19 protein-coding genes are annotated in these 14,720 nt (G+C 36.3%); 12 read left to right on the forward strand and 7 right to left on the reverse strand.

Annotated elements, in window-relative coordinates:
* Positions 1 to 103 precede the first annotated feature (103 nt).
* From MKY70_RS06505 to MKY70_RS06520, 4 genes are all read right to left on the reverse strand, one after another.
* On the reverse strand, positions 104 to 1,030 hold the full coding sequence (locus tag MKY70_RS06505) for a glycosyltransferase family 2 protein (RefSeq protein WP_002030400.1): 927 nt from the start codon (positions 1,028 to 1,030) through the stop codon (positions 104 to 106).
* 6 nt (positions 1,031 to 1,036) lie between these two features.
* Positions 1,037 to 1,795, reverse strand: a complete 759-nt coding sequence (locus MKY70_RS06510) for a class I SAM-dependent methyltransferase (protein WP_215576882.1) — start codon at positions 1,793 to 1,795, stop codon at positions 1,037 to 1,039.
* Between the two features lie 224 nt (positions 1,796 to 2,019).
* Entirely contained in the window at positions 2,020 to 2,865 is an 846-nt protein-coding gene (locus tag MKY70_RS06515; RefSeq protein WP_002186420.1) for a TylF/MycF family methyltransferase, read from the reverse strand.
* A 123-nt stretch (positions 2,866 to 2,988) separates the two neighbouring features.
* Positions 2,989 to 3,930 (reverse strand): BclA C-terminal domain-containing protein, encoded by a 942-nt coding sequence (locus MKY70_RS06520; protein ID WP_341023722.1) that lies wholly within the window; start codon positions 3,928 to 3,930, stop codon positions 2,989 to 2,991.
* Positions 3,931 to 4,095: 165 nt separating this feature from the next.
* Between MKY70_RS06520 and MKY70_RS06525 the strand changes: the two genes are divergently transcribed.
* From MKY70_RS06525 to MKY70_RS06570, 10 genes are all read left to right on the forward strand, one after another.
* The gene (locus tag MKY70_RS06525; RefSeq protein WP_002125963.1) at positions 4,096 to 5,193 is read left to right on the forward strand and encodes a tetratricopeptide repeat-containing glycosyltransferase family 2 protein; all 1,098 of its coding nucleotides are present in this window, start codon (positions 4,096 to 4,098) and stop codon (positions 5,191 to 5,193) included.
* 155 nt (positions 5,194 to 5,348) lie between these two features.
* On the forward strand, positions 5,349 to 6,038 hold the full coding sequence (locus MKY70_RS06530; RefSeq protein WP_002125965.1) for a class I SAM-dependent methyltransferase: 690 nt from the start codon (positions 5,349 to 5,351) through the stop codon (positions 6,036 to 6,038).
* The gene (locus MKY70_RS06535) at positions 6,035 to 6,721 is read left to right on the forward strand and encodes a glycosyltransferase family protein (protein WP_002140852.1); all 687 of its coding nucleotides are present in this window, start codon (positions 6,035 to 6,037) and stop codon (positions 6,719 to 6,721) included. Before MKY70_RS06530 ends, MKY70_RS06535 begins: the two co-directional genes overlap by 4 nt.
* Before the next feature lie 11 nt (positions 6,722 to 6,732).
* Positions 6,733 to 7,413 (forward strand): glycosyltransferase family protein, encoded by a 681-nt coding sequence (locus MKY70_RS06540; RefSeq protein ID WP_044437801.1) that lies wholly within the window; start codon positions 6,733 to 6,735, stop codon positions 7,411 to 7,413.
* Between the two features lie 14 nt (positions 7,414 to 7,427).
* A complete protein-coding gene (locus MKY70_RS06545) occupies positions 7,428 to 8,165 on the forward strand; it encodes a sugar phosphate nucleotidyltransferase (protein ID WP_002011380.1) in 738 nt (245 codons plus the stop codon).
* A gap of 8 nt (positions 8,166 to 8,173) precedes the next feature.
* Positions 8,174 to 8,719: a dTDP-4-dehydrorhamnose 3,5-epimerase gene (gene rfbC, locus MKY70_RS06550; RefSeq protein ID WP_002011381.1), complete on the forward strand. Its 546-nt coding sequence runs from the start codon at positions 8,174 to 8,176 to the stop codon at positions 8,717 to 8,719.
* Between the two features lie 15 nt (positions 8,720 to 8,734).
* Entirely contained in the window at positions 8,735 to 9,706 is a 972-nt protein-coding gene (rfbB, locus tag MKY70_RS06555; RefSeq protein WP_044437803.1) for a dTDP-glucose 4,6-dehydratase, read from the forward strand.
* An 11-nt stretch (positions 9,707 to 9,717) separates the two neighbouring features.
* Entirely contained in the window at positions 9,718 to 10,572 is an 855-nt protein-coding gene (gene rfbD / locus MKY70_RS06560; protein WP_002011383.1) for a dTDP-4-dehydrorhamnose reductase, read from the forward strand.
* Positions 10,573 to 10,680: 108 nt separating this feature from the next.
* Positions 10,681 to 11,451, forward strand: a complete 771-nt coding sequence (fabI, locus tag MKY70_RS06565) for an enoyl-ACP reductase FabI (RefSeq protein WP_002011384.1) — start codon at positions 10,681 to 10,683, stop codon at positions 11,449 to 11,451.
* A gap of 146 nt (positions 11,452 to 11,597) precedes the next feature.
* Entirely contained in the window at positions 11,598 to 12,116 is a 519-nt protein-coding gene (locus tag MKY70_RS06570) for a CotO family spore coat protein (protein WP_181295479.1), read from the forward strand.
* Positions 12,117 to 12,164: 48 nt separating this feature from the next.
* On the opposite strand, the gene exsY is transcribed toward MKY70_RS06570, so the two are convergent.
* Entirely contained in the window at positions 12,165 to 12,629 is a 465-nt protein-coding gene (exsY, locus tag MKY70_RS06575) for an exosporium assembly protein ExsY (RefSeq protein WP_002140857.1), read from the reverse strand.
* Positions 12,630 to 12,753: 124 nt separating this feature from the next.
* On the opposite strand from exsY, the gene MKY70_RS06580 reads away from it, so the two are divergent.
* Together MKY70_RS06580 and MKY70_RS06585 are read left to right on the forward strand one after the other, a co-directional pair.
* Positions 12,754 to 13,113: a DUF1360 domain-containing protein gene (locus MKY70_RS06580; protein ID WP_002140858.1), complete on the forward strand. Its 360-nt coding sequence runs from the start codon at positions 12,754 to 12,756 to the stop codon at positions 13,111 to 13,113.
* A gap of 173 nt (positions 13,114 to 13,286) precedes the next feature.
* Positions 13,287 to 13,472 carry a hypothetical protein gene (locus MKY70_RS06585; RefSeq protein WP_044438098.1) on the forward strand — a complete coding sequence of 62 codons (186 nt, stop codon included), beginning with the start codon at positions 13,287 to 13,289 and terminating at the stop codon, positions 13,470 to 13,472.
* Between the two features lie 76 nt (positions 13,473 to 13,548).
* On the opposite strand, the gene exsF is transcribed toward MKY70_RS06585, so the two are convergent.
* Together exsF and cotY are read right to left on the reverse strand one after the other, a co-directional pair.
* The gene (gene exsF / locus MKY70_RS06590) at positions 13,549 to 14,052 is read right to left on the reverse strand and encodes an exosporium protein ExsF (RefSeq protein WP_002011391.1); all 504 of its coding nucleotides are present in this window, start codon (positions 14,050 to 14,052) and stop codon (positions 13,549 to 13,551) included.
* 167 nt (positions 14,053 to 14,219) lie between these two features.
* A complete protein-coding gene (gene cotY, locus MKY70_RS06595; RefSeq protein WP_002011392.1) occupies positions 14,220 to 14,690 on the reverse strand; it encodes a spore coat protein CotY in 471 nt (156 codons plus the stop codon).
* Between the last annotated feature and the right edge of the window lie 30 nt (positions 14,691 to 14,720).

A 14,720-nucleotide genomic window follows, 5' to 3' on the forward strand; every position in this document is an offset into this window, starting at 1 on the left:
ATATTAGTGGGTTTTAGTTGGTGCATCACATAGTTTAAAAAGAATGTATGAACTATACGCATTATTCACGTAAAGCTCACACATTTTATTTTCGCAGAATAGACTAATGATGTAGCTCTTTTATAATTATGTCCAAACAATGGGAAAGACGTACATGTGCATCTGGAATGAGGTTTGGTAACTGGCTATAATATTCTAAGGAACCTTTACACCATTTATAAGCGCTAATTAGACCTAGTCTATAATCTGTATTATCTTGTAAAAATCCATATTCTTTTGAAGTTATAACGAGGTGCGTAAAATCCTCAGATCCTTCAAGGAGCTTGCTGTGTATTTGTTGCCCAGTATGGTAGCGAAATTGGCTTAAAGGTTCGGATATGTATACTGCGTCTCCTTTAGAAAGTAAGGAAATCCATGATGCCATATCGACACTACAAGAATAGTGCCTTCCTTTTAGCGTGCCGAAAGGTTCAGTGAGTAACTGTTTTCTAAACAGAATAGTTGTAGGCTCACCGATAATGTTATGTCCACCTTTTAACATCCAGTCGCCTAAAAATATTCCGTTTAATTGAATGTCTTCGCTATATAATCTTTGTGTTGGATGAGCATCTCCAATTAAATTCCCGTGATCATCAATACGTACTCGATAAGAAGTTATAAGAGCGAGATTTTTATTTGTGTCTTGCTCAAAATAAGCCATCATTTTTTGTATTTTATGATTATAAAACACATCATCGTCCATTAAAAAATTTATATACTCCCCATTAGATTTCTCTAAGAGCATAAGATCGTTATGAAATTGTCCTAAAGTAGTGGTATTTCGAATGTATGTTATGTTTTTATAATTAGGTAAATACTGTTCATTTATTAAGATTTCTGTTTCATCATTTGTACTATCGTCTCCTATAATAATTTCAATGTTTGGATAAGTTTGTGCTAATGCACTTTCTAGAGCAATTTTGAAATAATGTGGTCGATTATAAGTGGGAATAAGGATGGAAACGAGAGGTGACTTTTTTTTATTATTCATACGAAACTACCTTTCAGAAGCTTTTTTTGTAAGAACGATATCTTGATAACTTGTATATTCATTTCTGCCGCACCATAAACCATAATGCGGTTTATTAATTACCTCTAAGCCATGTTTATTTAATAAGGTGCGGATATCTTCTTCAGGATAGGCAACTGCGAAATTAGGAATATCTTTATTCACAACATAACAATTTTCAATTTGATGATAAAAACCTAATGTACTTAGCCCAGAATTTAAGTAATAGGATGATTCAGGGTTAATGAGAAAGAAGGTAATAAAACATCTCCCATCTTTTTTTAGAACACGTACAATCTCAGATACGTAATGTTCTAATTCTTTCGGAAGAAGATGGGTAAATACAGAAGTTAAAAAAATAAAATCGAATGAATCGTCTTCATATGGAAATTTGTATTGAGAAGCATCTTCTTTTCCTTCTGGGTTGTAGAATTGATTATATATATCAACGTGTTCAAAATGGAAATTGCTACGGGTAGTTGAAATATTATTTTTGCACCATGTAATGCCATCTTTAAATAAATCAAATCCATAATAAGCTCCATCATCACCTAAGTAATTCATTAATGGAACCGCCATTCGACCGACACCACAACCTACATCTAACACTGTTTCATTGGATTTTAAACTACCAATTTGAATAAAATGCTTTATGAATTCTTTTCCAACCTTTTGAAAGTCGCCACCTACATATTGGACGAGTTCGGGAGGTGGGATTAATGCGATTTTTTTTTCAAGCTCGCTCATAATTTCACTCCTTCCTTGTAGTAAATAGGGAACCAACATTTTTAATATGCAGCTAACATTTTATAGTGGGAGGGGAAACGATATTAGAACTGTTGCGATATGTAAAAAGCTCCCTAGAACAACTGGAAATAGTAATGGGAGCTTTTGTTTTTATTTATCATGCTATTGGCGAAGGCTAATAATTAGTGTGAGATGGAGGAACCCTAACTGAATAAAGTTTCGCCCTATTCTTTTCGCCAATAAACCCCGAATACATCAATTTTAGTAATAGGAGCTTTTAAGTTTCTTTGATTTCTAAAGTCTGTCACGGCCTCTGCACAAGCTGGTAGTCCATAGTCATCAATAATAATATAGCCGCCCTTAGAAACTTTATCGTATAAGTTCACGAGACCATCCATTGTGGATTCGTACATATCACCGTCAAGGCGTGCAATTGCAATTTTTTCTATTGGTGCTGTTGGTAAAGTATCTTTAAACCAGCCTTTTAAAAATTTTACTTGATCATTTAATAAATCATATTTTCTAAAATTCTCTTGTACTTGTTCTAAAGAAACGCGTAAGTAATCGAAAGAATGTAAATAATCTCCGTAATCTTTCGGATAGTGTTCTAAATTCGGTGTTGGCAAACCTTCAAATGAATCTGCAACCCACACATTACGATCAGTAATGTTATTTGCCTGTAAAAAACCATTCATAAAAATGCACGATCCCCCGCGCCACACACCTGTTTCAATAAAATCACCTTCTATATTTTCACGGACAACTGTTTCTAGTGCTTCATGTAATTGATTCATTCGTTCCCGGCCAATCATACTGTGTGCTGCTCTTGGCCAATCCATCCCATCTTGACGTTCACTTTTTAAAACATCTGGTTTCACAATTTTCAAGTTATGGTTTTCAGCATATTGCTTAATGAATAAAGGAAGTGGTACGGTAACTGGTTCATATGGAAGTTCCTTAGAAATATGTAATGAAGCAGGTAAATATGGCTCATACTCTAGCCATATTTCAAATAAAATTGTTTTCTTTAACAACTCGAGATAAAGCTGAACAGCAAATTTATTTTCCATATTTGTGCCTCCTGCAAAATGTCATACAACAATATGATTATGTAGATAGTGCAAGTTTCATGCTTGAATTCATAATTGGAAAAGCAGTAAAACTAATATCAGTTTTACTGCTAAGTAAAAAAATTAAGCGATTTTTTCAATGATAATGGATGCACTTGTACCAAGAGCTAATGATAATCCAATTCCAGTAACAATTGCTTCAACCATTGATGGAGTTATTGTAATTTGTGTAATTGCTTGGATAACGATAGGTGATCCAAGTGAGATTAAGCTTGTGCCTGCACCTGGTACATTAACTCCATTAACTTGAATTGCAAGGCTACCTAATAAACTTACTGCTGCAGTATATGCGATAACAGTAATTTTATAGAATCCAGTTTCACTTATGATGAAAGTATCAGCGTCTAATTGAGAAATTGCTGTACCAAACTGAGATCCAACCGTGTTAAACGGTACAGGATCATTAATTCCAAGAGCTAAAGAAACTGTAGCAGAGTTAAATGCATACAATCCTGCTGGAAGTCCTAATCCAGATGGCCCGGTCGGCCCAGTAGGCCCAGTAGGCCCAGTAGGTCCAGTCGCACCAGTTGCACCAGTGTCTCCAGTAGGCCCAGTCGGTCCAGTTGCGCCAGTGTCTCCAGTCGGCCCGGTAGGTCCAGTTGCGCCAGTGTCTCCAGTAGGCCCAGTAGGTCCAGTTGTACCAGTGTCTCCAGTAGGCCCAGTCGGTCCAGTTGCGCCAGTGTCTCCAGTAGGCCCAGTCGGTCCAGTTGCGCCAGTGTCTCCAGTAGGCCCAGTAGGTCCAGTTGTACCAGTGTCTCCAGTCGCGCCAGTCGCGCCAGTTGTACCAGTGTCTCCAGTAGGCCCAGTCGGTCCAGTAGGCCCAGTAGGCCCAGTAGGTACGGTAGGTCCAGTAGGCCCAGTAGGCCCAGTCGGTCCAGTAGGCCCGGTTGGAAGTGTAAACGGTGGTATTGGTGGTAAAGTTGGACCTACAAGATTAGGATCAAATGCACTAGCTGATAAGAATTCATCAGGATTTAAGCCATCTGAATAATTATTATTTGACATAAATTCACCTCCATAAAGCTTTCATTATATAGTAGATGCAAAATCACAAGAAAATGACACGGACATTTGAATTATTAAAAAGAAATCTTAAATAGCTTGAACAAGTTAAAAAAATGGAAAGTTTATTGTATGTATAACATATGATTGAGTTGGAAGAGGGTGATTATGTTGAACAAGCAAGGAATTACAATTAGTCTATGTATGATTGTTCGCGATGAGGAAAATACAATAGATCGATGTTTGGACGCGGTAGAAAAAATTGTTGATGAAATTATTGTAGTTGATACAGGATCCACTGATCGAACGAAGGAAATTGTAGCAAAATACACTTCTAACATACACGATTTTCCGTGGGTTGATGATTTTGCAGCAGCTAGAAATTTTGCGTTTTCAAAAGCAACGCAAGAATATATATTATGGTTAGATGCTGATGATGTGTTATTAGAGGAAGCTCAAGAATCACTGAAAACATTAAAACGAGAGTTAGATGGTAAAGTTGACGCTGTTTCTATGCCTTATTATCTTGTAATGGATTCTAATGGGAAACCTTTATATTGCACAAGAAGATATCGACTTGTAAAGCGTGAAAAACAATTTCAATGGTTTGGAAAGGTGCATGAGTATTTAGCTGTTTCTGGTGAGATTTACAATAGTAATGTCGCCATTACACATAAGAAAGAAAAAGAAATAACGAATCGTAATTTGAAAATTTTTCAAAATGCTGTAGCAGCTGGAGAAGAATTAAGCCCGAGAGATTTATTTTATTACGGTAATGAATCTATGGATAATCAAAAATACGACGATGCGGTTCTTCTGTATGAAACATTTCTTAATCAAGAGGAAGGATGGCATGAAGAGAAAATTTATGCATGTGGTAAGTTAGGAGATTGTTATGCGAAGTTAGGAGACTGGGAGAAGGCAGTTGAAACTTGTACGAAGTCGTTTCGTTATGGTATTCCTAGAGGAGAGAATTGTACAAGAATAGGATATATATATATGGAACAACAAAAGTATAATGAAGCGATATTTTGGTTTAAGCTAGCAACTGAAGTGCCGCTAGCAGAGGATAGTCCTTTTCACAGTCCGGCTAGTTATACGTGGATTCCATATTTACAAATGTGTATTTGTTATAGCAGATTAGGAGATCAAGATAAAGCTTATTATTATAATGAATTGGCAGCTTCTTATGTTCCGAATAATGCTGCGATTGAATATAACCGTAAATATTTTAGAGGCATCTATGATAAACAATATAAAATGTAATTTGTTCTATTTTTAGGAAATGACTTGTCGCTATTCTAATGATAGTAGAATGGCTATATATTAGATTATCGGTAATGCAACCAATAGAGATGGCATCCTTTGTAGAATATCTTTTGTTTATATTTCAAATTCAATTTGCATAAGGAGTGTGTGAAATGAATCGGGAGAAAAGTTCTTTATACGAAGAAAAATCTGAACATTATTATAATGCGATAAATCCTAATTTATTCAAGCATATAAAAAAGGAATGGCAAGAAGTTCTTGATATTGGTTGCTCGAGCGGTGCATTAGGAGCGGCTATAAAAGAAAATGGAGCACGTGTATCAGGAATTGAGGCGTTCCCAGAGGCTGCCGAAAAAGCGAAAGAAAAACTAGATCATGTTATTTTAGGTGATATAGAAACAATGGATCTTCCTTATGAGAAGGAACAATTTGATTGTGTCATATTCGGGGATGTATTAGAGCATTTATTTGATCCGTGGGCTGTCATAAAGAAAGTAAAGCCATATATAAAAGAAAATGGTGTGATTTTAGCTAGCATACCAAACGTTGCGCACATTTCAGTATTAGCTCCCTTACTCGCTGGAAATTGGACGTATACAGAATATGGCTTATTAGATAAAACGCATATTCGTTTCTTTACTTTTAATGAAATGCTAAGAATGTTTTTAAAAGCAGGATATTCTATTAGTAAAGTAGATCGTGTATATGTTGATCATAAAATATATGAGCCACTTATTGAAGAGTTATATGGAATTTGTAAAAAGTATCGTCTTGGAAGTGGCTTCATGGCTGAGACAGTTGTATTTCAATATATTATTGAAGCAGAAAAATCACAATTATGAGTGCTGCAGAAAAAACAATACTATTTGTTACATGTATAAATGATCGGAAATTGTATGCACAATGTGCGCGACATATATTGAAATTGGCAGTACCTCCTGGGTATACTATACAATTTATGCCGATTCGAAATGCAAAAAGTATGACGAGCGGATACAATCAAGCCATTTCACATCCAGCGAAGTATAAAGTGTATTTACACCAAGATGTCTTTATTATAAATGGGGCCTTTCTATACGGATTAATTCAATTATTTGAGGAGCATGAACATCTTGGGATGATTGGGATGGTTGGATCCCAATATGTTCCTCCAAATGGTGTATGGAACGAAGGGCGTGGGATTGTCGGGAAAGTCATTGGTTATATGAACGATTTGTTTTATATGGCAAGTTTAGAGCAACCATTTCATGAATCAAAAACGTTTATTCCTGTGGAATGTATTGACGGTTTATTGATGGCGACACAATATGATATTCCGTGGCGAGAGGACTTATTTGATGGGTTTGATTTTTATGATGTATCCCAATCTTTTGAATTTAAAAAAGCTGGGTATACAGTCGGTGTCCCTGTGCAGCGTGATGCTTGGTGTATTCATTATCATTTCGATGTAAATATGACGAACTATGAAAAGTATAGAAAAGTATTTGTAGAGAACTATATGTCAGATGTGAATAAGGAAGAATAGAGGGCTACAAAATGAAAGATCATACAATATTAGTCGTTGTTTGTGTAAATAATGAAGAGCTTTTCGAGCAATGCGAAAGGCAAATAAGAAACATTGTTGTTCCCCCTGGCTATGTAGTGCAAATTTTTCCGATACGAGATGCGAAAAGTATGGCAAGTGCGTACAATCGAGCACTTTCATATCCGGCGAAATATAAAGTATATATACATCAAGATACTTACCTTATTAATCGTGATATGTTTTGTACCCTCATTTCTCTTTTTAAAGAAAATGAAAAGCTTGGTTTAATTGGAGTAGCTGGTGCTCAGTTTTTACCGAGTAACGGGATATGGTGGGAAGGGAAAAATTTAGTAGGGAAAGTGATTGAGTACAGAAGACGGAATTATCAATTATTAAATTTGGATCTGGGGTTTTATGGAAATCAATCTTTTATGTCAGTGCAAGCAATCGATGGTTTACTCATGGCAACGCAGTATGATATTCCGTGGCGAGAGGATTTGTTTCAAGGATTCCATTTCTATGATGTGTCACAGTCTTTAGAATTTCAAAAGGCTGGATATTTAATTGGTATCCCTAATCAAGCAAATCTATGGTGTATTCATTACAACGGAGATGAGTTTGATGCGGATACATATGAGAAATACCGGGAAATTTTTGTGGAACATTATAAAGAGGTGCTATCTCCATCATAAGGGAGAGATGAAGGATGAAAGGGATTATTTTAGCAGGCGGGACAGGATCGAGATTATATCCAATAACGAAAGTAACGAATAAACATTTACTTCCCGTTGGGCGGTATCCGATGATTTATCATGCGGTATATAAGCTGAAGCGATGTGAAATTACAGATATTATGATTATTACAGGTAAAGAGCATATGGGAGATGTTGTGAGCTTTCTAGGAAGTGGTCAAGAGTTTGGTGTATCCTTTACGTATCGTGTGCAGGATAAGGCGGGTGGGATTGCGCAGGCGCTAGGACTTTGTGAAGATTTCGTAGGAAATGATCGGATGGTAGTTATATTAGGAGATAATATCTTTTCAGATGATATTTGCCCGTATGTTAAAGAGTTTGCAAGTCAAAAAGAAGGGGCTAAAGTGCTGCTTCAATCTGTAGAAGATCCCGAGCGATTTGGTGTAGCGCATATTAAAGGCCGAAAAATAATTGAAATTGAAGAAAAGCCGAATGAGCCGAAAAGTTCTTATGCTGTTACGGGAATTTATTTGTATGATTCGAAAGTCTTTTCTTATATAAAAGAATTAAAACCTTCCGCAAGAGGGGAACTTGAAATTACAGATATAAATAATTGGTATTTAAAACGAGGAGTACTTACTTATAATGAAATGAGTGGCTGGTGGACTGATGCGGGAACGCATGCTTCTCTTCAAAGAGCGAATACGTTAGCGCGGGATATAAACTTTGGGAAACAGTTTAATGGAGAATAGGTGAAAATATGAAAGTTGTAGAAACAAATTTTACCGATGCGAAATTGTTAGAACCGAGATTGTTTGAAGACGAGCGAGGTTTTTTTACTGAAAGTTATAATAAGAAGATGCTAGAATCGTTAGGGATTACGCATTCATTTCTGCAAGATAACGTATCTTATTCAGCGCATTCGGGGACGATTCGAGGGCTACACTTTCAAAAAAATCCGAAAGCACAAACGAAACTCATTCAAGTTATGCAAGGTGCAATATATGATGTTATCGTTGATTTGCGAAAAGATTCACCTACATTTAAAAAGTGGAGAGGTTATATTTTAAGTGCGGATAATCATAGGCAATTATTAGTGCCGAAAGGATTTGCTCATGGTTTTTGTACACTTGTACCTCATACAATTGTTATGTATAAAGTAGATGAGTATTATAGTGCTGATCACGATTCCGGTTTGCTTTGGGAAGATAAAGAATTATCAATTCCATGGCCGGTAACAAATCCTATCTTGTCCGATAAGGATCGAATATTACCATTACTTCAGGAATATGAAGATAGTTTTTAAGTAGGAGAGTTGTTTATGAATATATTAGTTACAGGTGGAGCTGGATTTATTGGAAGTAATTTCATTCACTATATGTTAAAAAACTATGAAACATATAAAATCATTAATTACGATGCATTAACATATAGCGGGAATTTAAATAATGTAAAGTCTATTCAAGAAAATCCTAACTACTCATTTGTAAAAGGGAAAATCCAAAATGGAGAGCTGCTGGAACATGTTGTTAAGGAACGTGACGTGCAAGTAATTGTAAATTTCGCAGCTGAATCACATGTGGATCGTAGTATTGAAAACCCAATTCCTTTTTATGATACGAATGTAATAGGTACAGTCACGCTGTTGGAGTTAGTGAAAAAATATTCACATATTAAACTCGTGCAAGTATCAACAGATGAAGTATACGGTTCTTTAGGGAAAACCGGGAAATTTATAGAGGAAACCCCGCTAGCTCCTAATAGTCCATATTCTTCAAGTAAAGCGAGTAGCGACATGATAGCCTTATCTTATTATGAAACGTATCAATTACCAGTTATTATAACGCGTTGTTCTAATAACTACGGACCGTACCAATATCCTGAGAAATTAATTCCGTTAATGGTTACGAATGCGCTTGAAGGAAAGAAACTACCATTATATGGTGATGGATTGAATGTAAGGGATTGGCTGCATGTAACGGATCATTGTAGTGCAATTGACACCGTTTTGCATAAGGGATGTGTAGGAGAGGTGTATAATATCGGCGGAAATAACGAAAAAACAAATGTAGATGTTGTGGAACAAATTATAAAACTTTTAGGAAAAACGAAAAAAGATATTGAATTTGTAACAGACCGTTTAGGTCACGACCGTCGTTATGCGATTGATGCACAAAAAATGAAGAATGAGTTTGAATGGGAACCGAAGTATACGTTCGAACAAGGATTAAAAGAAACGGTGGAATGGTATAAAAACAATGTGGACTGGTGGAAACCACTAAAAGAAAAGTAAGGGGCATGTAGATGAAAGAACGGATTATCATAACGGGAGCGAACGGTCAGCTAGGGAAGCAACTACAAGAAGAGTTGAATTCTGAGGAATATGACATATATCCATTTGATAAAAAGTTATTAGATGTAACAAATATATCCCGAATTAAGCAAGTGGTACAAGAAATAAAGCCACATACAATTGTTCATTGTGCAGCGTATACGAAGGTAGATGGTGCTGAGAAAGAACAGGATCTTGCTTACTTAATAAATGCGATTGGAGCTCGAAATGTAGCGGTTGCTTCACAATTAGTAGGGGCTAAGTTAGTGTATGTCAGTACCGATTATGTATTTCCAGGTGACAAACCGGATGGCTATCATGAATTTCATAATCCAGCACCGATAAATATATATGGAGCTTCTAAATTTGCAGGAGAGCAGTTCGTAAAAGAGTTACATAATAAATATTTTATAGTTCGTACATCGTGGTTGTATGGTAAGTATGGAAATAATTTTGTGAAAACGATGCTACGATTAGGAAAAGAGAGAGAAAACATATCTGTTGTAGCGGATCAAATTGGCTCTCCTACGTACGTGGCAGATTTAAATATGATGATTAATAAGCTCATTCACACTTCTTTATACGGTACGTATCACGTATCCAATAGAGGATCATGTTCTTGGTTTGAATTTGCCCAAAAAATATTTTCGTATGCAAATATGAAAGTGAATGTATTACCTGTTTCAACTGAAGAATTCGGATCGGCGGCTGCGAGACCAAAATATTCTATCTTTCAACATAACATGCTACGATTAAATGGTTTTTTACAAATGCCTACTTGGGAAGAAGGATTAGAAAGGTTTTTTATAGAAACAAAAAGTCATTAACAAATTTATGTTAGTGACTTTTTTGTTTGCCTTTAAGAGGTTTTATGGTACTATAATTATAGTATCAGGTACTAATAACAAGTATAAGTATTTCTGGGAGGATATATCATGGAACTATTACAAGGGAAAACATTTGTTGTTATGGGCGTTGCGAACCAAAGAAGTATTGCATGGGGAATTGCTCGCTCTTTGCATAATGCAGGTGCAAAATTAATATTCACATATGCAGGAGAGCGTTTAGAAAGAAACGTTCGTGAACTAGCGGAAACATTAGAAGGACAAGAATCACTTGTATTACCTTGTGATGTAACGAATGATGAAGAACTTACAGCTTGCTTTGAAACTATTAAGCAAGAAGTTGGTACAATTCACGGTGTTGCACACTGTATTGCTTTTGCAAATCGTGATGATTTAAAAGGTGAATTTGTAGATACTTCTCGCGATGGATTTTTACTTGCACAAAATATTAGTGCATTCTCTTTAACAGCTGTAGCAAGAGAAGCGAAGAAAGTGATGACAGAAGGCGGAAATATTTTAACTTTAACATACCTTGGCGGCGAGCGCGTTGTGAAAAACTATAACGTTATGGGTGTTGCGAAAGCTTCGTTAGAAGCTAGCGTGAAATATTTAGCGAACGATTTAGGACAACATGGCATTCGCGTTAACGCTATTTCTGCAGGACCAATTCGTACGTTATCTGCGAAAGGTGTAGGCGACTTTAACTCAATCTTAAAAGAAATTGAGGAACGCGCACCACTTCGTCGTGCGACGACTCCAGAAGAAGTTGGAGATACAGCAGTATTCTTATTCAGTGATTTAGCACGCGGAGTAACAGGTGAAAACATTCATGTTGATTCAGGATATCATATTTTAGGATAAATATAATAGGAATTAAAGTTTAAAAAGGACAGTCTCTAACGTTGAGACTGTCCTTTTTAATTGTTCTCAGAAAGAACGATTTTTAACGAAAGTTCTAGCCACGTTATGAATATAACTATAATAGTACACGATTTATCCAGCTACGTATGGAAGTGGGAGGGACGAGTGTGAAGAATAAAAATAAAAGTTCAACAGTTGGAAAACCGTTGTTATATATTGCACAAGTAAATTTAGAACTCGCTGCACCGAAAATAAAAAGAATTATTTTAACGAATTTCGAAGATGAGGATCAAAAAGAGCAAAGTAATAGAAATGAAAGTATTGTAAGTAGTGCTGTGGAAGAAGTGGTAGAACAAGAGAAACAAGAACCACGAGAGGAGCCTCAAGTGGAGGTGGAAGAAAAAGTAGAGGAAGAGCAAGTGAGAACGGTCCCTTACAATAAATCCTTTAAGGATATGAATAATGAAGAAAAAATTCATTTTTTATTAAATCGTCCTCATTACATTCCAAAAGTAAGATGTAGAATAAGAACGACGACCGTCTCATATATAGGATCGATTATATCTTACCGTAATGGCATTGTATCCATTATGCCACCAAATAGTATGAGAGATATTCGATTATCTATAGAAGACATCAAATCGATTGATATGGCCGGCTTTTAAATATGTAAAGGTGGTAGAAAGCTTCTACCACCCCAATAGTTTTTTAGTTTACTTAACTATAGAAACGTCGCGTAAGCACTGAATAGCACAGAAGCAGCTTAAATCAACAGTAATGCAAGTAGATGTCGAGATTAATCTTGCATTTGGTATAGCTAAAAACGTACAAATTGGATCGTCGCCAGGTGGTACAGGAGACCCATCACCTAATACTACAGTTAACACACGTAGGACAGCACAGCTATCGTCATCTACGCTTTCTACACGGAAAATTGGAGATTGGCAGTTAGTAAGGCTTGAAGATGGTGCAAATGCTTCAAATGGCGTTCCAGCTTTTGTGTATAAAATAAAAGGGCGTGTATTTGCTACTGCTGCTGTATTGTGTGCTCCTAAAAATGGAATTTCACAACCAGAACCACATGTTGAACTAGAGCAATCTTGTAGTTCATTGATGAATTTTACGACGTCAACTACGCAGTGAGAAGAGCTATGGTGTTTATTTTCGTTACAACTCATTAATGTCACTCCTTATCTTCTTGTTTGTATTTACATTAATAAGATATTGGAGTGGGGGAGATTTGGTCACAATCTTAAGACCTTTTTTTTTAAATAGGCTAAAGAGGATAGGGAAGGTGGAATTATGTTATTTACAAGCTGGCTTTTATTTTTTATTTTTGCGCTAGCTGCATTTAGGTTAACTCGTCTTATTGTTTATGATAAAATTACAGCTTTTTTGCGAAGACCGTTTATTGATGAGTTAGAGATTACAGAGCCTGATGGAAGTGTATCGACTTTTACAAAGGTGAAAGGGAAAGGATTAAGAAAGTGGATGGGAGAATTATTAAGCTGCTATTGGTGTACAGGTGTGTGGGTTAGTGCTTTTTTATTAGTTTTATATAAATGGATTCCTATTGTTGCAGAGCCTGTACTAGCATTATTAGCCATTGCAGGTGCAGCAGCGATCATTGAAACAATTACAGGATATTTTATGGGAGAATAATAAAGTGAAAATTTAATCAGTGTGGGGCATCCCCCGCTAATTATCAGCCCTCACCAATCGGGATAAATTTTCATGATGTTAGAAAAAGCGGAGTTTAAAAGAATGAGGGAACGGAAATAAGGAGTTGTTCATATAGTGAATAGACAGAATTGACAGAATTGACAGTAGAGGAGATGTTTGCTGTGAGCAATAATCCAAGGCGAAATTCATATGACCTGCAGCAGTGGTATAACATACAGCAACAGCAACAAGCACAACATCAGGCATATCAAGAGCAATTACAGCAACAAGGGTTTGTGAAAAAAAAGGGATGCAACTGTGGGAAAAAGAAGAATACAATAAAACAATATGAAGAATGAAACACTCATGTTACGGTGAGTGTTTTTTATTGTAAAAATAAAAAGCGGTATTTCAATTAAGAAATACCGCTTTTTACTAGCTAATTTGTGCAACTGTTAATGCTGCAGCACGGATGTCTACAGTTCCAAGCAGTTCAACTGGTACAATTTGAATTAAGTCACCAGGGTTTAAGTTAATAAGAATAACACCACTGGATACGTCTACTTCACCAGTACCAATAACGTTAGAGCGAACCGCTGTACCTGATCCAGGAATAATGTTAGCTGGTGTACCTAATGATAAGAAGAAACGACCAGCTTCTGGTGCAGTAGGAACGTTATCAAGACTGATCGTTAATGTATAACTGATTTGATAAATACCAGCTACTTGAATTCGAATACCGTCTCCGACACTTACTGTATTATTTATTACAGGAACAGTAATATTTGGGTTTGGACTTACGCTAGGTAATAGTAGTGGTGTGAATAGTGAAGCGAACTGAGGTGCAGAAGCGTTGAAAGCAAAACCGAAGGCAGGTAGTGTACTAGCTGGTTTCGCCTCACAATCAATGTTATTAAATTCGCAATCAGAAGAGAACATGTTTTTCACTCCTTTATCTGTTTCTACTTTTAGTTAATGAAAAGGACAGGTTCTATGTTCTAGACAAGTTCCCAATTTTATAAAAAATACATAATAATACCTTTTAAGCATGGATTGGGTGGCAGAATCATCTGCCACCCAATCCATGCTTAAATTAGTATTCAGTTTTATATAGAAACATCGCGTAAGCATTGAATAGCGCAGAAGCAACTTAAATCAACAGTAATACAAGAGGAGGTTGATACTAATCTTGCATTTGGTACAGCTAAAAATGTACAGATTGGATCGTCACCAGGTGGTACAGAGGTACCATCACCTAAAACTACAGTTAATACACGCAATACAGCACAGTCATCATCATCTATACTCTCTACACGGAAAATTGGAGATTGGCAGCTAGTAAGGCTTGCAGATGGTGCAAATGCTTCAAAAGGTGTTCCAGCTTTTGTGTATAAAATAAAAGGACGTGTATTCGCTACTGATGCAGTGTTATGTGCTCCTAAAAATGGAACTTCGCAACCAGATCCACATGTTGTGGTTGCACATTCTTGTAGTTCATGTATAAAACGAACGACATTAGATACACAGTTGAAATCACAATCATGGTGTTGATGATCTTCATTACAATTGCAGCTCATTATGTTCACTCCTTATCGTGAGTTCTGACA

The organism is Bacillus sp. FSL R9-9492, assembly GCF_038007365.1.
GTDB lineage: Bacteria > Bacillota > Bacilli > Bacillales > Bacillaceae_G > Bacillus_A > Bacillus_A mycoides.